This window comes from Burkholderia humptydooensis, from assembly GCF_001513745.1.
Taxonomy (GTDB): domain Bacteria; phylum Pseudomonadota; class Gammaproteobacteria; order Burkholderiales; family Burkholderiaceae; genus Burkholderia; species Burkholderia humptydooensis.
Genome location: NZ_CP013382.1, coordinates 2,179,173 through 2,197,852, shown reverse-complemented (window position 1 = coordinate 2,197,852; position 18,680 = coordinate 2,179,173). Strand labels below are relative to the sequence as shown.

Annotated in this window: 9 protein-coding genes; 4 read left to right on the top strand and 5 right to left on the bottom strand. The window is 67.0% G+C overall.

Features of this window, described 5'->3' with window-relative positions:
* Nucleotides 1-352: 352 nt before the first annotated feature.
* The 3 genes from AQ610_RS28455 to AQ610_RS37890 all read left to right on the top strand — a co-directional run bounded on the left by AQ610_RS28455 (nucleotide 353) and on the right by AQ610_RS37890 (nucleotide 2,368).
* Complete coding sequence (locus tag AQ610_RS28455) at nucleotides 353-1,459, top strand: FecCD family ABC transporter permease (RefSeq protein WP_050802903.1); 1,107 nt, start codon at nucleotides 353-355, stop codon at nucleotides 1,457-1,459.
* A 139-nt stretch (nucleotides 1,460-1,598) separates the two neighbouring features.
* The gene (locus AQ610_RS38460) at nucleotides 1,599-1,883 is read left to right on the top strand and encodes a thioesterase II family protein (protein ID WP_080595276.1); all 285 of its coding nucleotides are present in this window, start codon (nucleotides 1,599-1,601) and stop codon (nucleotides 1,881-1,883) included.
* Nucleotides 1,814-2,368 (top strand): thioesterase II family protein, encoded by a 555-nt coding sequence (locus AQ610_RS37890; RefSeq protein WP_080595277.1) that lies wholly within the window; start codon nucleotides 1,814-1,816, stop codon nucleotides 2,366-2,368. Before AQ610_RS38460 ends, AQ610_RS37890 begins: the two co-directional genes overlap by 70 nt.
* A gap of 22 nt (nucleotides 2,369-2,390) precedes the next feature.
* Here AQ610_RS37890 and AQ610_RS35220 read toward each other — a convergent pair whose 3' ends face one another.
* Genes AQ610_RS35220 through AQ610_RS28440 form a run of 3 tightly spaced genes read right to left on the bottom strand, consistent with a single transcriptional unit; the run spans nucleotide 2,391 to nucleotide 10,216 of the window.
* Nucleotides 2,391-4,064: a formyltransferase family protein gene (locus AQ610_RS35220; protein ID WP_006029576.1), complete on the bottom strand. Its 1,674-nt coding sequence runs from the start codon at nucleotides 4,062-4,064 to the stop codon at nucleotides 2,391-2,393.
* A gap of 10 nt (nucleotides 4,065-4,074) precedes the next feature.
* Nucleotides 4,075-5,370, bottom strand: a complete 1,296-nt coding sequence (locus tag AQ610_RS28445; RefSeq protein ID WP_006029577.1) for an NAD(P)/FAD-dependent oxidoreductase — start codon at nucleotides 5,368-5,370, stop codon at nucleotides 4,075-4,077.
* 1 nt (nucleotide 5,371) lies between these two features.
* Nucleotides 5,372-10,216, bottom strand: coding sequence for a non-ribosomal peptide synthetase (locus tag AQ610_RS28440; protein ID WP_231749078.1), 4,845 nt, complete (start codon nucleotides 10,214-10,216; stop codon nucleotides 5,372-5,374).
* Between AQ610_RS28440 and AQ610_RS37745 the strand changes: the two genes are divergently transcribed.
* Nucleotides 10,145-11,491 carry a hypothetical protein gene (locus AQ610_RS37745; RefSeq protein WP_231749091.1) on the top strand — a complete coding sequence of 449 codons (1,347 nt, stop codon included), beginning with the start codon at nucleotides 10,145-10,147 and terminating at the stop codon, nucleotides 11,489-11,491. The two genes, AQ610_RS28440 and AQ610_RS37745, sit on opposite strands and share 72 nt — an antisense overlap.
* Here AQ610_RS37745 and AQ610_RS28435 read toward each other — a convergent pair.
* On the bottom strand, nucleotides 11,469-18,071 hold the full coding sequence (locus tag AQ610_RS28435) for a MupA/Atu3671 family FMN-dependent luciferase-like monooxygenase (RefSeq protein ID WP_006029579.1): 6,603 nt from the start codon (nucleotides 18,069-18,071) through the stop codon (nucleotides 11,469-11,471). The two genes, AQ610_RS37745 and AQ610_RS28435, sit on opposite strands and share 23 nt — an antisense overlap.
* A gap of 129 nt (nucleotides 18,072-18,200) precedes the next feature.
* A complete protein-coding gene (locus tag AQ610_RS28430) occupies nucleotides 18,201-18,578 on the bottom strand; it encodes a VOC family protein (RefSeq protein ID WP_015602511.1) in 378 nt (125 codons plus the stop codon).
* Between the last annotated feature and the right edge of the window lie 102 nt (nucleotides 18,579-18,680).

The window sequence follows — 18,680 nt, the reverse complement described above, 5'->3', positions numbered from 1 at the left end:
CAAGCGCGCATCGCGTTGACGTTGTCTTGCTCATCGACAAAACCGAAGCATGCCAAGACTCGGCGTGAGCGAGATGCACTAGCCTACCGCATGCGGCGTCGAGCAAGTCGTCTCGAATGTAAATCACCAATTTCGCAACCTGTGTCCTGTTCGACGAACTGGCGTACCGTTATCCGCAGTCTTGGACTTGTCTTGATCTCTTCTAGAAAAGAGGGTCCTCAGCACAACGGCGAGATCCCCGCAACCCAAGGATTCCCATGACCAAAGCGTGATTCCGAAATTATGTTTTCTGAAGGTAGACTCATAACGTAGACGTAGTCTTCCCGACTGAAATTCAATTCGCCTTGTATATATGAAATTCAACGCGCTGCTAAATTCCCTTTATGCGTCCACTGTGAGGAATATTTCAAGGTCCCAGTCTGCTGTATTTACCGGCCGACTAGCGTTGGCTACGTTGGCTCTTGGTCTCATCGCCATCATGGTCACCGCGCTATGCATTGGTCCCTATCGGCTCCCGCTTGAGCGGGTTCTAGCGGCGATGTTCGCAAGCGACGCGTCATTGCTCCATGATCCCGAGTTGCGACAAATGCGCTACGTGCTGCTCGAAATCCGTGCTCCACGGGTCATCATGGCGATTCTGGTGGGAGGGGGTTTGGGCTTGTCGGGAAGTGCCATGCAGGCTCTCTTTCGAAATCCTCTTGCCGATCCCGGGTTGCTTGGCATATCGAGCAGCGCTGCATTCGGTGCCGCGGCGATGATCGTGCTGGGATCTCTCTTCCTTCCCCACCCGGTAGTGTTCGGCTACCTTCCGGTGGCTGCATTCGCATGTGCATTCGCCGCTTCATTGCTGATGTATAGTTTCGCGGCATCAAGCGGCCGACTTGCCATACCCCTGCTGCTGCTCGCAGGTATTGCGGTCAACGCGCTCGCTATCGGCGGTATCGGTCTGCTCATTTATGTCTCCAACGGCGAGCAGTTGCGGACACTCACATTCTGGAACCTCGGTAGCGTAGCGGGTGCGAATTGGACAATTATCGCGGCAGTCGCTCCGATCATCGCGCTCGGTGGTGGGTTGCTGCTAGGTCATCGACGGGCACTTAACGCGCTGCAGTTGGGGGAGACTGAAGCACAGCATCTCGGTGTCCCGGTGTTGCGCGTCAAGCGAGTCGTGCTCTTCGGCGTCGCACTATGCGTTGGTACACTAGTCGCGTGCACGGGAGTAATCGGCTTCGTCGGCCTCGTTGCTCCGCACTGCATGCGGCTGCTTGGCGGGCCCGACCAACGTTTCGTTATGCCGGCAGCCGCGCTGTTCGGTGCGATCCTGATGCTACTCGCGGACCTCGGCGCGCGTACCTTGCACGCCCCCGCCGAAATTCCTCTCGGCATTCTAACTGCCCTGTTTGGCGCGCCGTTCTTTCTCGCCTTATTGTTAAAGAAGAAGGCCGTATGGGGGATGTGATTGAATCCTGCAAGAGATTGCGGGCGGCCGCCCACTGGTTGGACGAGGAATTGTACGAACCGCTTGGTGCCGGTTGTGCGGCGAATGCTTCAGAGCACGCTGGCCGGAGATTCTCTGCAACCTCGCAAGGCGAGCGCCGATGACGAAGGCGCGTTGCATGTATACCGTATCGCGACACACTGACCGCGCCGTGCGGTTGGTCTGCTTTCCGCATGCAGGGGCGGGGGCGTCAATCTACTACGCGTGGGAGCCGTTGGTGCCTCCTGACGTGGGCGTTCATGCCGCTCAACTCGCAGGACGCGAGCAGCGCAGGGATGAGCCGCCGCGCATCGATTGGGTGCCGCTCGTTAGGAAATTTGCGATGCGCTCGACTGCTGGCATGACAAACCGTTCGCGTTCTATGGACACAGCCTCGGCGGCTTAATCGCATACGAGGTGGCGATTGCCCTGCGACGCCGCGGCGTCGCAGGGCCGCGAATGCTCTTCGTTGGCGCCTTGTATGCGCCGTCGGCGTTGCGCAAGGCGAACACACTGTTTGAAGATGACCAGAGCTTGCTGCGAACCGTGCGTCGCTTTGGCGGCGTCGACGACAGCTTTGCTGCGGAGCCCGAATTCATGAGGTACTTCCTGCCGGTGATGGCAGCCGACCTCACGTTGTTCAATCGGTATGCCTACGACGCGGCGCAAGACAGGCTCGATTGTCCCGTCGTAGCTCTGTTCGACACACACGGCGCCCATCACGATTGCGCGAGCATGGCACAATGGGGCCTCCATACCCGTGGTAGCTTTCACGCCGCAGGCAGTTCACGGTGGACACTTCTTTCATCGGGAATCCGCTCGCGAGGCCATCGAATATATCGTCTCTCACCTTGGCAGACGTTTGCAGTTATGAACTTCAGAGATAGATGAAGCGGTTTATTGCACTGTTCGCTCAGAAGTCGGATCCCGGAAATGAACCACGGTCTTTCATCCTGCCATTCAACCGTTCGATAATGTCTCGGTTGTCTTGTTGTGCGTCATATATCCAACGGAAACGTCCCTCTTCCCCGATTTCCAAAGTGGCGACTCTACCGACACCACAAGTCGGAGTGAGCGTATGATTCGTCGAACCGATGTTGCTTCGAACCAAGGAAATGCCAATTTCCCATGGATGCTGGGTCCGCAGAGCGGGCATCGTTTTTAATTCCGGGTATCGAGACACAATATCGCGTGGATGCGTGCGATGTTGTTTCATAAGCCCCAATGCCCTCGTGACAGACTGGTGGTGGCAACGAAAATCGCTTCTCCGTTCGACCTGAAATTCCAACGGGACGATCTCCGCTAGTCCGGCCATGCGCCCGGACAAAGTCGCTGCCTCGTCAATTCTCCATCCGACTTGAACGCACGATTGATTGAATTCGAGCTGGATACAACCCAGGAATGTACTCAGCGTGACAACAGCGGGGTCTTCACAGCGCATTACAGGATGTGGGGAGAACCAATCGGTCGTCGCACGCGCGCGTTGTCCGCCGTGATCGCGCGGTGACGGAAAGATCAGACGACCGGCGCCGGACCGGGCGAGATGCTCGCGCCAGAATGCCTCGCTCGGAGCCAAGGTCTCAAGCGTGCTTCTCGCCAACTCAGTCTCCTCTTGCGTGAGGACGGGTAGCGACGAGCCTCGGCCCAAAGCCAACGCGTCAGCGAGTTCGTTTGCGACATACGGAACGCCTTCGAGACTGGAGAATCCCCGCACGAGCACGTCGGTGCTGCCAGTGGTAACTTGCCAGGCATCAGAGGCGATACCGATTAGTGTGCCCGGCGGCTTGCCGGAACATTGCCTCAAAGGATGAACCTGACGAATCGCGAACGCGGTATTGGCGACCCATAGCTTCGGGGAAGTCAGGGGGTTGGGGTAATGGTCGCCGAAATCGAGCGCGCGTGCCAACGCTGACAGAGCATGGGCTGGCATGGACCAGCGAAGGTGCGCGCCGGATTCTGGTCGGCGCCACTTTGCGTAGAAGCTTCGCTGCGCCATATCCTGCGGTTCAAGTGTGAGCGCGTTCGAATCGAGACGGGAGAGCAACTCGGCAAAACCATCGCGGGCCGCCTGGTAACATTTGAGGTTCAGCGACAACGCGGTGTCCCGGGCTTCGATCGGCACTTTGCGGCGAATGGCAATATGTCCCGCGTCTACCGGGAAGGACAGACAATGCCAGCAGATTGCGTGCTCCGTTTCGCCAGACAGCAACGCCCACGACGTCGCATGGCTGCCGGCATATTTCGGCAGGGGACCGTCATGGTAGTTGAATGCGCCGCAGCCGATGTCGTCGACGAGTGTCGACGGAAGAATGAGCGGATTCGAGACGGAAAACAGCCAGTGAACCGGATGGTCCCTGACCCATTCGGACAGTGACGCGATGGAGTCCAGCCGAACGATGTGTTCGCGCTCGCCCCATGCATGCAGCGCGGCATCCGTCGGCAGCAGCGCGGCGACGACGCGGCCCGATGCGAGCAGTTGTTCGCAGCAGGACACGGCCAGCGTGCCGCCGCCGACCACGACGCACTGTTGCTTTCCTGGATCGACGGTGCGCAGCGGGTCAGCGTGTGATGGGTGAGGTAGGGGCATGGTGACCGTGTCAAGCGAAGAGCTGATGCGTGACGATGTTGAACCAGTCCTCGGAAAATGCGGCCTCTCTCGACAGATCCTCGTCCGATGCATCGAGCGATGTCGTGCCGCCGGACAACTGCGTAATGCGATTGCCCGCCTTTTCGTACGCGTAGTGATGGGCGATCGAAATGCCATAGCCTGGTTCCAGCAGGCTGAAGCAGGCGTTCATGAAGCGCGGGGTGGGCGGCGGCGCCGACGCGGCCGCCGCGGCGATCGCGAACGCGCAGGCTTTGGCCTGCGAGGTCGCGGAAAACGCCGATTTCGGCATGCTCGCGGCGTCGCATGCGTCGCCGACCACATAGACGCCGGCTACGCGCGTCGATTCCATCGTGGCCTTGTCGACGGGGCACCAGCCGCTTTCGTCGGCCAGGCCCGAGCGCTCGGGCATCGCGCCCGCGTATTGCGGTGGAATGAGGTTGCACACGTCGGCGCGGATCGATTCGCCGTTTTCGAGCGTGACGCGCCGGCTGGCGACGTCGACGCTGACCACCCGTCCCCCCTTGCCGCCGCTGATGCGCTCGATGAGGCTCTGCGGCGTGCCGAAGCCGTAAAGCCGTTCCCAGCCCCGCTGAAAGAGCGGCTGCTTGGAGAAGTTCTCGTTGCCGTCGGCAATGATGATCTTGGCGTTCGGCTTGTGATGACGCAGATAGTGCGCGACGAGGCTCGCGCGCTCGAACGGCCCTGGCGGGCACTTGTACGGGGCCTTGGGCGGCGCGATGAGCACCACGCCGCCGTCGCGCATCGCGACGAGCTGCGCGCGCAGCGCGTCGTACTGCGCCTTGCCCGCCCACGCATGCGGAACGTCCAGCGCGCGCGCGGCGGACAGCCCGTCGATGCGGTCGTAGCGGAACTGCACGCCGGTCGACACGACGATCCAGTCGAACGCATGACGGCTGCCGCGCTCAGTGACGATCACGCCGGTTTCGACGGATGCGACCGCTTCGGCGATCCACTCAGTCCGTTTTTCCCACGCGTCGTAGCCAAACAGGAGGTCGCTGTCCGGCCGGATGCCCGCGAGCGCTTCATTCGACTTGAAGCACGCGTGATAGCGCCGATCGGGTTCAAACACGACGAGATGCGCGCGCGGCATCAGCATGTGCAGATAACGGGTGGCCGTCAGGCCGCCGACGCCCGCGCCGACGATGCCGATCCGGACGCCGCCGCCGGTCGGCAGGCCGGCGGCCGAGACGAGATCGGCCGCCGTCGCGCTTAACAGGGCGGCGAGAAAAGTGCGGCGGGTGCGGTCGAAAGGGCGCGTGGACATATTAGATTAACGAGAGAAGGAGATCGGATTTCGCATCGATATCGGCTGACGGGTAGGTGTCCAGCAGATGATCGGCCAGTTCGCAGATGGTGGGCGCGGTGAAGAGCGCCGACGCCGAGACCGGAACGCCAAACAGATCGCGCAGTTGCGCGACGATCCGGATGGCGGACAGGGAATAGCCGCCGAGCGTCATGAAGTTGTCGTGCACGCCGATCGACTCCACCGTCAGGACCTTCATCCATAGGTGCTGGAGCACGCGTTCCAGCGGGCGCGACGGGGCGGCCTGGCGGGCGGCGGACGCGGCGTGCGCACGGGCCGGGACGGGTAGCGCGCGCCGGTCGAGTTTGCCGTTGCGCGTGCGCGGCGGCGTGTCGATCCAGGTATAGCTGGCCGGCAGCGCGTAGGGCGGCACGTGCGTCGACAGCCAGTCGCGCAACTGCGCGGCGTCCGGCTGCGCGCGAGGCGTGCGCGCCACGAGGTAAGCGGCCAGCCGGTCTTGCGACTCGGGATGCAGCACCACGATCGCGTGGGCGATGTCGGGGTGGGCGGCGAGCCGCGCTTCCACCTCGTCGAGTTCGAGCCGATGCCCGGCGAGCTTGACCTGCCGGTCGACGCGACCGAGAAACACCAGCGCGCCCGTCTCATCGACGTGCGCGCGATCGCCCGTGCGGTACATGCGGGCGCCTGGCGTCGCGGCGTGCGGATCGGGCAGGAACGATGCGGCCGTCGCGCCCGTCGCGCCCGCGTAGCCGAGCGCGACGCCGGCGCCCCCAATGTAGAGCGTGCCGACGCTGCCTGACGGCACCGCGTCGAGCCGCTCGTCGAGCAGGTAACAGCGGGTCTGCGCGATCGGCGCGCCGATTGTGTGCGACGCGTGGCCCAGCCGCGCGGCGGTCGACCAGATCGTGGTCTCGGATGGTCCATACACTTGCCAGGCGGCTTCTGTCGCGTCGGACAGCCAGTCGCCGAGTTCGCGCGGCAATGCTTCGCCGCCGACGAGGGCCGTTACGCGCGGCGGACAGGACCAGCCGCGCAGACGCAGCACGGACCAGACGGACGGCGTGGCCTGGATGATCGTGTGGCCCGCTGCGTGCCCGGTCGTGTCGTAGGCGGCGGGCGTCAGCGCCTCGTCGCGGTTCAGGACGTGCAGCACGGCGCCGCTCGCGAGCGGCAGCGCGACTTCGAGCAGGCTGATGTCGAACGTCAGGGCCGAAGTCAGCATCACGCGATCGCCGGGACCGACGCGCAGCATGTCGCGAAAGTGAGCGATGGCGTTGACGTAGGCGGCGTGGTGGACATCGACGCATTTAGGGATGCCGGTCGTTCCAGACGTATAGATCCGGTACGCGGGCAGGAGGGGCGCGATGGGGGGCGGCTCGAACGTCTGCGCGCCGGCGCCCTCTGTTTCGAGCGCGTGCAGGTCGAGGTGGGGAACGGCGGATGCGGGCGCGTCGTCGCCGTTGGGGCAGAGGACGAGCGCCACGTTCGCGAGGACATGCGCGAGGCGGGCGTGAGGTTCATCCGGGTCCACCGCGACGAAGCAGGCGCCGCTCATCAGCACGCCCAGCAGCGCGACGGGCAATGCCGCCGAATACGCGATCCGGATCCCGACCACGGAGCCGGCGCCCATGCCGCGCCGGGCGAGCGCGGCCGCGACGGAGCGCGCGCGCGCGTCGAGTTCGCGATACGTCAGGACGCCGTGCGCGTCGCGAACGGCGGGCGCGTCGCCGTGCGACCGAACTTGCGCGGCGAATAGCGCGGGCAGGTTTGGCGCGCTGGCGCTGCTGGCGTCGTCGTTCAACAGGATCGAGCGCGACACGTCCGGCATCGCGTCGATCGTCGGCAGCGGCGCGTCGATGCCGCGCGCGAGCGCATCGAGCGCCGCGTCGTAGCAGCGTGCGATCTGTTCGATGCGGGCGGCCGTGAAGTGCCGCGTGTCGAACGCGAGGCTGTAGGTCATCTCGCCGGTGGACGGCGCAACGTTGAAGCTGGCCGTCAGCGGAAAACTGGTGACCTCGTGCGAGGACTTGCCATACTGCACGAGATCGTCGGTCGCTGCGATGCCGTTGTGGAAGTTCGTGAAGTAAAACAGTGAATCCGACAGGCGGGCCTCGCCGGCGAGGCGACAGATCTCCGCATACGGCAGCCGGCGATGGCCGAACGCCGCGCGCCGGTCATGACCCACCCGATTCACGAGCGCTCGCCATGTGTCGTCGTCGACGCGCGCGCGCACGGGCAGCGTGTTGATGTACAGGCCGACCGCCCGCTCGCCCGTGTCTTCGTCGAGACGGCAATCCGTTACGCTGCATGACAGGAGCTCGCGCTCCCCGGTCAGCAGACGCAGCGCGACGAGATGGGCGCTCAGCAGCAGGACGGCGAGAGGCTCGCGCGATTGCCGCGCGGCATCGTGCAGGCGCTGACAGACCGGCGCGGATACGGTCCCGGTGCGGTGGTGGTGCGTCGGCGCGTCGGGTTCGGCGCAGGCGGGCGGGTCCTCGCTCGCCGGCGACAGGCGGGTCGACGCCGCGTCCTCCAGATAGTCCCGCCAAAACCCGCGCGTCACTGGCGATTCGACGGCGGCGCGCTCGGCGGCGACGAAGTCGCGATAACGGCTGACGGGCGGCGCGAGGCGGGCCTCCCGGCCCCTGAGCAGGGCCTGGTAGTCGGCGAACAGTTCCGTGTGAATCTGCTGGTCGCTCCAGCCGTCCATGATGCCGTGATGGAAGCTGGTGGTGAACTGGAGCGTGCGCGGACCCAGCCGGTGCGCCTTGAAGCGCAACAGCGGCAACACCCGGACATCGAAGCCGCGCGCCCGTTCGCCGGCGATCCACTGGTCGATGGTCCGCTGCTGGTCGGCGGGCGACAGCGCGGTCAGGTCCTCGTAGTCGAGCACGTCCGGTCCGCGCGTCCAGATACGCTGCACCGCCTGGCCGTCGGCGGCCAGATCGAAAGTCGTGCGCAACGCGGGATGACGCGCGACGGCGCGCCGCGCCGCTTCGCGCAGGCAGGCTTCGTCGACGTGCAGGCCGAGCCGGTAGCTGAAGATGTCGTGATAACGCCCGTCGTGCCCATGGGCCTGATTCTGGAAAATCATGCCGAGTTGCAGGTAGGACGCCGGACAGGTCTCCTCCACGTCGGCATCCGGGGGGCGGGCGTCCGGCATCGTCGGCGCCGCGTCGTCCGGAACGGGGCCGGCGGCCGTGGCCGCGGCCGCGAGATCGCGCAGCACCGGATGCTGAAAAAGGTGTTCCGCGGTCAGCAGGAGGCCTTGCTTGCGCGCTTCGACGGCGACAGTGATTGCCCGGATCGAATCTCCGCCTTCGACGAAGAAATGGCTGGACGGCGTGATCTCCGTCGCGCCGAGCGTGGCGCGCCAGATGGCGCCGAGCACCGTTTCCGCGCGCGTGGCGAGCGAAGGCGGGGCGGGGGCCGCGACGGACAGGCTGGCGGCGAGCGCCCGTTCGTCGATCTTGCCTTGCGGCGTGCAGGGCAGCGTGTCGACCGGCACGATGCGATTCGGCATCGTGTGCGCCGGCAACTGCGACGCGAGCCACGCGCGCAGCGCATGCACGTCGACCCCGTCGCCGACGACGGCGCAAACGACCAGCGGTTCCGACGCGGGCGCGGGCCGCTGCGCGAATGTGTGGCAACCGGATACGCCCGGATGGCGCAGCACGTGCGCCGTGATGGCTCCAGGTTCGATGCGCACGCCGTTTCGTTTGATCATGTCGTCCACGCGCCCGACGAAGACAAGGTGATCGTCAGGCGTGCGCCGGACCAGGTCGCCGGTGCGATAGACCCGTTCCCCGGGGCTGCCGGGGGCGGGATTCGGCAGGAATCGCTGCGCGGTTTCCGCTGGATTGCCGACATAGCCGAGGGCCAGTTGATCGCCGCTGAGATACAGCTCGCCGGCTTCTCCTGCCGGAGCGGGCTGCAATTCGGCGTCGAGCACCAGGAGCGCGCTACGCGGCGTGGCCGCGCCGATCGAGACAGATCCCGGCGAGATGCCCTCGGCCGGCTCGCTCTGCACGCAGCAGCCGACGGTGGCTTCGGTGGGACCATATTCGTTGTGGATGATCGCGCGTGCGCGCCGCAGCGAGGGCGGCAACATCGCGCCCGCGAGCGCCGCGCCGCCCACCACCACGTGATCCGGCCACGGCACGGCGCGCGGATTCAGTGTTTCGAGTGCCGCGAACCCTTGCAGGTGCGCGGGCGTGAGCTTGATGAACGATAGCGGTGGCTCGCAGAGCAGCAGGTCGTACAACATGGCGGGCGTGACGGGATCGGGCGCGAAGCGCACCGTTTCGCCCGCCAGCAGCGGCAGCCACAGGCAGGTTTGCGTGAAATCGAAAGTGAGCTCGGAATGCACGATCGTGCCGCCGTGGCGCTCGCTTGCGTAGCGCGTCCGCGCCCAGCCGAGATAGGTCGACAACGCGTGATGGCTGACCGTGACGGCTTTGGGCGTGCCCGTCGAGCCCGACGTAAACAGGATGTACGCGGGCTCATTGGCGGCGGGGCGATGGTCCGGGGCGGTCGCTTCGACGCACGCGCGCTCGGCCGTCGGCGTGATCACGGGCGGCAGGCCCGCGGTGTGATCGGCAGGCGTCGTGGTCGAGACGAGCCAGCGCGCGCCGGCCTGCGCGCACCCTTGCGCGGTGCGTTCGGCGGATGCATCGGCCGGCAGCGGCAACACGACCGCGCCCGTGCGCCATATCGCCAGCCACCAGACGACCCATTCCACCCCTCGGCGCGTTTGCAGCGCGACGGTATCGCGATGCGAGACGCCGCGCGCGGCGAGCGTGCGGGCCGCGTCGCGCACGGCGACGTCGAGCGCGGCATAGGACATCGACTGCGTCGCATCGCGCAGCGCGATGTGCTCGGGACGATGCCGCGCCCAGTGGCGCACGGTATCCGCGACGCACGGCATGTCGTGCGCCTGGTCCAAGGCGGCGTCGTTGCCGCGCGGGGCGACGGCGCCGGGCCGCATGCCGCCGATGGGCGCGGCGGGGTCAAACACGCCGCGCACTTGCGCGATCATCGTTTCGAACCGCGCATGGGGCAGATCGCGCGCGCTCAGACGCAGCACGCCGGGTGCAATCATGGACAGTTGCAGAACGGCCGACGAAGGTGGCGTCCGCAACGTCGCATCAAGCACGCGGAGGCCGGCGAAGACGGCGGGCAGCGCGCAAGATGGCTCGAACATGAACGCCGGACCGGCGACAGGCCCGGGCGCCGTGCAGTCGAAATGATCGGCCTGCGCGAGATCGGCATCGATCTGCCGGGCGATCGCGCGGAGGATCGAATCGACGTCCGACGACCAATCGACTTCGAATGGCAGCGCGAGCGGCCGCGCGATGGGTCCGACCAGATCAGCATGCTCGGCGAACCGGTTGCCCGGCGCGAGATAGCCCGCGATGACCGCGCGGCTGCGCGTCCATTTCGTCAGGAACAGCACCCAGCGCGCGAAGCACTCGGTTTCCGTCAATCCGGCGTCGCACGCGAGCGTCGTGCTGTGCGCGACCTCGCTCGCCGGGGCGGGCGGTGCGGCGTCATGCGTCGCCGCGCGCGTCGAAGCGAGACGCTGGTTCCAATAGCGGCGTCCCGCCGGGTCGAGCAGCAGCGTGTGGTAGCCCTCGCTCAGATCGGGATATTCGATGACGGGGCGCGCGTCAGGCAACCGCGCATCCCGATATGCATCGGCCAGGCGCTCGAGGATCGTCGCGACCGACCAGCGATCCGCGCACGAACCATCGATGCTCACGTCGATGACGCAACCCGCCGCGTCATCGCGCAGCGCGACGCCGAACGGCGCGTCGTCGGACGGCAAGCGCGCCGGCAGCGTCGTCGCCGGCTCATGCGCGCCGACCATCTGTATCGCGCCTGCGCCGTCAGGAAGCGGACGGACGACAGTGCGAAGAATTTCGTACCGCCGCGCCACGGCGTTGGCGGCGTCGAGGAGGCGATGCGAATCCAGTCTGCCGTCCAGCGTCAGGGTGACGACGTAGGCGCGCCGGGTGCCGTCGCCCGGCCATTGCGCCTGTTGCTGTGGAGAAAGGCGGTATCCCGGCGACGCGTTTCGCAAGTCGATCTTCATGATGTCATTCGATTGTTTTTCCCATGATCAGCCGGATGTCGCGCGGGCCTTCATACGCGCAACGGCCGTGGGCCATCAGCAGGTTGTCGATGATCAACACATCGTCCTGTTCCAGCCGCAGCGTGCGTTCGCAATGCCGATGCGCCGAGCGGAGCGCATCGAGCGCGGGCTGATCGATCGGCGAGCCGTCCCCGTAGAACGACTGATGAGGCAGGTAGTCTTCCCCGTACAGCGTGCGCAGACCGTCGCGAATGCCGTCGGGCAGGCTGCTTTCGTGGAAGAACAGCGCGTGGTTGAACCAGCACGCGGCGCCGGTGACAGGATGCGTCGCGACTGCGTCCGCGACACGGGCCAGGCTGACGCGTTCGTCCGAACGCCAGGTGATCTGGTAGCCCGCGGCGCGGCCGAGGGCGTCGGCTTCGTTGCGCTGGTCGCACTGAAACACGTACTGCCACGCCATGCCGAGCGGTGGGCCGAGCTCGCGCCGGTACAGCACGCCTTTGCGCAGGAACGTGTCGCGCAGCGCGTCCGGAAGCCGGGCGAGGATGCGGCGGGAATCCGCCAGCAGCGTTTCGCCGCCCGACGAGGCGGGCTGCGCGCACCAGAAGAACAGGGTCCCCGGCCAGCGATGCGCATAGGCATTTTCATTGTGCAGGTCGATACGCTGGTGCGCCGGGTATTCCGTCGCCGTGTAGAGCGAATCGCCCAGACGGATGCGCGGCGTCGACCGTTCGATGTACGGGACGAGTTCACCGCACAGGTCGGTCGCGACCCGCGTGAGTTCGGCGGCGGTGACGCCGGCGAAACCTTTCAGCAAGACCGCGCCATCGCGTTGAACGTGTTCGACGATGGCGCTTCTCGCTTCCGCGATCACGGTCGCGAGCGGCGTGCCGGGACGCTCCGGTTCGATCCTGGGCACGGGGCAGCCGGCGTCCTCCGCGAGCACGCGCAGCATCGCGCGCGCGGGCGCCAACGGCTGGCGGCGCGCGTTGCGCAACTGCATCAGCAGCGACGGCATGTCCGGAGCGCGCGCGGCTTCGGGCGTCGGGCCGCGTGGCGCGTCGCCGCGGCTGCGCCGCGCCGCCAGCGCGTGTCGCGCGTCGCGCACGTCGCGCATGCGCGGCAGGTGTTCGAGCATGAAGCGGTAGTCGTCCCATAGTTGCCGGACGGCATCGGCCGAGTAGCGGCGGCTGTCGAACACGATGCTTCCCGTGAAGCGGTCGCCGTCGCGCGCGATGTTGATGAGCATGCCGAACTTCGCGACGCGCGGCGGCAGCGTGCGCTCGACGATGTGAAAGCCAGGTGCGGCGACCGGTGTGCGCGCATCGTTCAGCACGAACTTGACGTCGAACAGCGCCGTGCCGTCGGGCCCTGCCGGCGATTTGCGCGACAGCGCGACCAGCCGCTCGTACGGATACGCCTGATGGCTGAACGCATCGGCGATCTGGCGCTGACAGGCTTGCAGGACCGTGTCGAGGTCGCCCGCGTCGGGCATGCGCATGGCCAGCAGCAACTGGTTGACCATCATGCCGGGAATGCGCTCGAACTCCGGACGTTCGCGGTTGCGCGCATCGGTGGCGATCGCGACGGGCGCGTCCGCGCTGGGTTGCTCGAGCACGAGAACGAGGGGCGCGGTCAGCACGGTCAGTTCGCCGATGCGATGCGTGACGACCTGTTCGTCGATGATCCGCGTTGCGGCGGCGTCGATTTCGATGTGCAGGTGTCCGGCCGCGGGCATCGGGCCGGCGTCGACCGGCGCGCGCGCCGGCCCGATGCGCGTGGCGCAGCGGCCGCGGGCGAGCTGGCTGCTCCAGAAGGCTTCCAGTTCCGCGCGGCGGGCATCGACGTGCTGGCGCTGCCAGTGCGCGAAATCGACGTACTGCCAGTCGGCCTCGGCCGCGTTCACCGGCTGGCCGTCCACGGCCCGCTGGTAGTGGTGCAGCAATTCTTCCAGCATCATCCGCAAGGTCGCGCCGTCGCTGACGACGTGATGGATGGCGACGCACAGGCGCGACGCGGAGCCCCCAATCGGCAGCAGCAGCGCGCGCACGACCCGGCCGCCGGCCAGATCGAACGGCTCCTCGACGAAAGCGCTCAGGAGGGCTTCGTGACGGGACGCCGGGGCGTCGACGATACGAAAATCAGGCGGGACATCGTCGCGCCATACCTGCAGGTAGTCGCCTGCCTCGAAGCGGTAGGCGGTGGTGAAGATGCGGTGACGCTGCAACAGCGTCGCATAGGCTCGCCGGAGCGCGTCGACCGATAGCGCACCGTCGAGTTCGAGCACGACATGATCGTGATAGGCGTCGTGACGCGCATGGCCCATCGCGTCGAGAATGAGCATCGCGCGCTGCGCGAACGAGGTCGGATAGTCGCCGCGTCGTGCGATGCGCGTCAGCGCGCCTGCCGGCGCGCGGGCGCCGCTCGCGAGGATCGCGCGCAGATGACCGGCCAGCGTCGGCGAGCGGTAAAAGTCCTGCAGCGTGAGGTCGACGCCGAAGCGGGCGTTCGCCTGCGCCAGCAGCCGCACCGCGATCAGCGAATTGCCGCCCGCGCGATGAAAATCCGCGCCGGCCTCGAAGCCGGGCAGCGCCGTCCGCCAGATGTCGATCAGTTCGGCGCGGGCCGCGGCTGACCGGGGATCGTCGACGCACGTCGGCGCGACGGATGACGCTTGTTCGAGGTGCGCGCGATGCATGGCGTCAAGACGCCGAGTGTCGGTCTTCTGGCTGGCGGTGAGCGGGATCGACGGCACGAGAACGATGTCGTGCGGCTGGCTGCCGAGCTCCCAGTAATGGCCGAGGTGGTCGCGCAAATCGGCGGCCAGTGCGTCGCCCGCCGGCTCGCGCGGCACGACGAAGGCGACGATCCGCGGCCCGCTGTGCGTCGCCGCGTCCGCACTCGGATGAACGTACGCATCCGCCACGGCGGAATGCCGCAGCAGCGTGTCGCGCAGGCCCGTCAGTTCGACGCGATGGCCATGAAGCTTGATCTGACTGTCGCGGCGGCCAGTGAATTCGAGCGTCCCGGACGCAGTGATGCGGCCGTAGTCGCCCGTGGCGTACAGGCGCGCGCCGGGCCCGCCGAACGGATCCGGGATGAAGGCTGCCGCGCTCAGCGCGGGTTGTCGCCAGTACCCTTGCGAGACGCCCGCGCCGCCGAGATGGATCTGCCCTTCGACGCCCGGCGGCACGGGGCGCAGCGCGTCGTCCAGCAGATGGACGCGCGTGCCCGCCAGCGGCCGGCCGATGCTGAGCGGCCCGACGCGCCGCGCGGGAATGGCGGCGCAGGTGGCCCATATCGTCGCTTCGGTCGGGCCATACAGGTTCAGCAGGGTCGCGTCGGTCGACTGGCGCAACTGCCGCGCCAGCGCGTCGTCGAGGGCCTCGCCGCCGATCGCCCAGCAGGCGAGTCTGTCCAGTTGCGCGGGCAGACCATCCGCACGCGCGACGAGCAGCCGTGCGGCCGACGGCGTGCATTGCAAGTGGGTCGCGGGCGGCGGCGCGACGGGTTCGGCGCGCGGCTGGCAGGCGGTGTCGCGCACCGTTGCGAGCCGCTCCAGGCTGGCGAGGATGGCTGCGCGATCGGGACCGAAATCGATCAGGCAGGCGATTTCGTCTACGCCGAGCCGTTGCAGTTGCCGCAGCCGCCGCCTCGCCGTCCCCGCGCCGCAGATCAGGCTGCGCTCGACGATGAGCCGCCGGGCGGCGCTGTCGAGCAGTCCGCTTTCCGTGTGAGGCTCGGGCGTCTCATGGCCGTTCGCGAGACTGCGCAGCGCGTTGCGCGCGCTGGCCAGATAGCGGGCGAGAAATGGCTGGGCGACGGCGGACGCCGTGTCGTCGGCGGCGTCGAGGTAGGTGTGCAGCATCAGCACGACGCGGCCCGGCGGGCTCGCCTCGCCGTGACAGGTCTGCCAGGTTTGGCGGTAACGCTCGATATTGCGCGATAGCTGCGTCACGTCCTGTTCGAGCAAATGCGTGAGTACGTCGAGTCCCTGTTCCGCCGCGAGTTCGAACTGCTCGGGGCGGTTCGACACCGTCAACGCGAGCGGGACGTCGGCGCGCGACACACGCGGCATGCGGGCGTTGAAATAGCGTCCGTCGGGATCGCGAAACGCGATCGGCTCGCCGTTCCATAGCCGCCTCAGGTCGCGCACCTGCTGTGCCACGGTGTCCGCGCGTTCCGCGACCGGTCGCCCGGCGAGCACGAAATCGGCCGGATTCCAGCCTGGGGCGAGCGAGAGGCCGGCGCGGCCGCCCGACAGCCGCGCGACGGCGGCCCAGTCCTCCGCCAGCCGGACAGTATGGTGCAGCGGACCGATGACGCTGCCGGCGCGAATCGCAATGCGCTCGGTGAGCGCGGCGAGATGCGTGCAGGTCAGGGCGGGGTTCGAGAAAAAACCGCCGAACGACGAGAAGTGACGCTCGGGCGTCCAGAGCGCGTGGAAGCCGTGGCGATCGGCCCATTGGGCCGTGTGCTCGAGGATCCGGAGGTGCTCGTCGGGCGCGTACAGGTCCGTGGACCCGAAGTAGAAGGCGCTCAGCGACGGGATCGGGCCGGCGTCCTCGCGCGTGCTCGGCGCGCGCGACGCGCAGAGCGCCGCCAGGGTGTCGACCCGGACCCGGAAGCCCCGGCTCATTGCCCACAGGAGTTCGACGGCGGAAATGTCGAACGACAGGCTCGACACCGCGAGCCAGACATCCGAGCGTGTGCGGGGCACGGTCTGGTCCATCGCCGCGCAGAAGGCGTCCAGGTTGGCGCGCGACACGAGGACGCCTTTGGGGCGGCCCGTCGATCCGGACGTGTAGAGCAGGTAGGCCGGCAGCATCGGCGGCAACGACGCCGCGCGCGCGAGCGCCGCGTGCGCCGGCGGACCCGCGAGCCAGGGCGACACCACCCGCCACGCGCCCGGCAGATCGTGCACGGGCGCGTCGGCGAGCAGCCAGTCGGGCGCCGCATCGTCGAGAATGAGCCGCAGCTTCGCGTTCGGTAGATCCCGCGCGAGCGGCAGGTAGGTGAGACCGAGCGCGAGGCAGGCCCAGATCGTGCACAGCGTGGCCGGGGTGCGTTCGCCAAGTATCGCGACGCGTTCGCCCGGCGCCGCGCCAAGCCGATCGAGGGCGGCGGCGATCGACGCGACGCCGTCGCGCATGCGGGCAAAGGTGAGGATCTGGCCGTCGGCTTCGAGCGCGACCGCGTCCGGCGTGCGCGCCGCGCAGTCCAGCAGCGCGCGGAGCAGCGACGCGTCCGGGTTCGCGACCGGATCGGCGCCGAGCAGCGCGGACGGCGCGACGACGCCGGAGAGCCGCCGCTCGACGCTCGTGCCGGGATCGGCGAGCGCCGCGCACAGTGCGTCAATCGTCGCGCGGAAGCCCTCGATGAGCGACGCGATGCTCGCGTCGCGATAAAGCCCCGTATCGTATTCGATCCACAGATCGAGACTGCCTTCGCTTTCCGCGACATAGACGCTGAGATCGAATTTTGCGCAACCCGTTTCGAGGTCGAGCGCCGTCAGCGCCACGTCGCCGAGCTGCATCGGCGGCAACGGGTTGTTCTGGAAAGCGAACAGAATGGACGGCTCCCGCGATACCGCTTGCGGGATGTGCTCCGCGATGCTGTACAGCGATACCTCGCCGTGCCGCAGCAGATCGCGGACCGTGGCCGCCACGCCGGAGACGAGTTCGGCCGCCCGCTGTTCCGGCGCGAAACGATGCCGAACCACGACCGTGTTGGCGAGGTAGCCGACGAGGTGCTGCCGGGCGCGCGTGTTGCGGTTGGCGAGCAGCGTCGCGATCGCGACATCGTTGCTGCCGCAACGTCGGGACAGGTACAGCAGGAACGCGGTCAGCAACAACTGATAGCGCGTTACGCACAGCTTGCGCGCCGGCGCGTCGAGCGCCGTCGGCACGTCGTCGAAACGGCGGCGCAGCGTGCGGCCCCGCCGGGAGACCGGCGCGTGTGCCGCCGGCGCGGCGTCGACCGGAATCCGCGTCCATCTCAGGCCAGCCAACTGCTGTTGCCAGTAGTTCAGCGACGCGAGATGGGCGGGCGTCCCGATCGCGCCGAGCGTCTGGGAGACATAGTCGTCGATCGTCTCGCGCGCGGGGCGGGGCGCAGTGTCCCGGGGCGGCGCGTCGTTCGATATATAGGCGCGATATCGCGTCGCGATGTCATTGACCAGGATGCCTAATGACCAGCCATCCGTGATCATGTGGTGAAAGCAGAGCAGCAGAACGGCTTGTCCGGGCGCGATCGACAGCAGACTCGCGCGCAGCAGCGGCCCGGCTTCCAGATCGAACGCGCGCCGGACTTCTTCGTGCGCCAACTGCCGGAGCGCTGCGTCGCACGCATCCGCATCGATTCCGCTCAGATCGTAGCGCCGCAACGGCAGCGCGCAGCGCGCGTCGATCCGGCACACCGGCTCGCCGTTCACGCGCGGGAAGCGCATGCGCAGGCTGTCGTGCGCGTCGACGGCTTGCTGCAGGCACACGCGCAGCGCGGCCTCGTCCAGCGGACCCGCGAGTCGCAGCGCGCTGAGGTGGTGGTAGGCGGCGCTGCCGGGATGACGTTGTTCGAGCGTCCACAGCCGCCGTTGTCCCAGCGTCATGGGAAGCGTTCTGGAACACGTCGGGCCCGGGGCGTGCGCCAGCAGGGAGGGCGTAGTCATGAATGGCGCTCGGGCCTGTGAAATCGCGGATGATCGAAAGCAACGGCAGAAACGGGAAAGCGGACGGCGTCAGTCGAACTGCATGACCTGGAATACGTTGCCTTCCGGATCGACGCCGTCGTACATCTGATAAGCGAAGCCGTCGTAACGCTTCATCGGCTGCACGACGACGCCGTCCGCCGCGAGCTGATCGTGATGCTCGGCAATGCCCGTTCCGATCAAGAACACGAATTTCGTGTTGGTGCGCCGTCGAGCGGGCGCCGCGGGCTTCTTCTGATAGGCCTCGCCGGCCAGGTGCAGAGCCAGTTCGATTTCTCCCGCCTTGAATACCACCCATTCGCCGTCTATTTCCTCGACGACCGGCAGATCGAAATACTTTTGATAGAACGACTTAAGCAGCGCCACGTCGTGGACGTAAAGAATCACACGAGTCATGGGAAGGGTCATTGGAGCTCCTGCTTCATCAGATAAGAGGGTGGGCAGTCGTATGTCAGGGAGACGTAATGCCACGATAGAGTAGCCGATTCAATTTGTAATTGCTATTGGTAG

Excerpts from the sequence above, each read along its gene's own strand:
- AQ610_RS28455 (WP_050802903.1), top strand. The coding sequence starts at position 353 with ATGAAATTCAACGCGCTGCTAAATTCCCTTTATGCGTCCACTGTGAGG.
- AQ610_RS38460 (WP_080595276.1), top strand. The coding sequence starts at position 1,599 with ATGACGAAGGCGCGTTGCATGTATACCGTATCGCGACACACTGACCGC.
- AQ610_RS35220 (WP_006029576.1), bottom strand. The coding sequence starts at position 4,064 with ATGCCCCTACCTCACCCATCACACGCTGACCCGCTGCGCACCGTCGAT.
- AQ610_RS28445 (WP_006029577.1), bottom strand. The coding sequence starts at position 5,370 with ATGTCCACGCGCCCTTTCGACCGCACCCGCCGCACTTTTCTCGCCGCC.
- AQ610_RS37745 (WP_231749091.1), top strand. The coding sequence starts at position 10,145 with ATGCGAGACGCCGCGCGCGGCGAGCGTGCGGGCCGCGTCGCGCACGGC.
- AQ610_RS28440 (WP_231749078.1), bottom strand. The coding sequence starts at position 10,216 with ATGTCCTATGCCGCGCTCGACGTCGCCGTGCGCGACGCGGCCCGCACG.
- AQ610_RS28435 (WP_006029579.1), bottom strand. The coding sequence starts at position 18,071 with ATGACGCTGGGACAACGGCGGCTGTGGACGCTCGAACAACGTCATCCC.
- AQ610_RS28430 (WP_015602511.1), bottom strand. The coding sequence starts at position 18,578 with ATGACCCTTCCCATGACTCGTGTGATTCTTTACGTCCACGACGTGGCG.